The organism is Brucella sp. RRSP16, assembly GCF_052246815.1.
In the GTDB taxonomy this organism is placed as follows: domain Bacteria; phylum Pseudomonadota; class Alphaproteobacteria; order Rhizobiales; family Rhizobiaceae; genus Brucella; species Brucella intermedia.
Map to the genome: position 1 here is coordinate 1 of NZ_JBQQAM010000071.1, position 257 is coordinate 257.

Here is a 257-nt window from a genome sequence, read left to right on the forward strand (position 1 = left end):
AAACGGATATCGCGGCCGATCTTGTTGCCGAAGGACGGTTCGCGATGAAGGCCGTCGCAGACACGCTGGGCGTATCCCGTTCCAACCTCAACGAGCGGCTGAAAGGCAGATCGAAGCCGCGCGGCTCCTATCACAAGGCCGAGGATGCAGAGCTTTTGCCCATCATTCGCAGGCTGGTAGATCAAAGGCCAACCTATGGCTATCGGCGGATCGCCGCGCTCCTCAATCGCGAAAGGCGAGCCGCCGATAAGCCTGTC

1 protein-coding gene is annotated in these 257 nt (G+C 60.3%); it reads left to right on the top strand.

Features of this window, described 5'->3' with window-relative positions:
- Nucleotides 1–257: IS3 family transposase (locus tag ACS5UA_RS22950; protein WP_443101895.1), on the top strand; the 257-nt coding region annotated here is incomplete at both ends.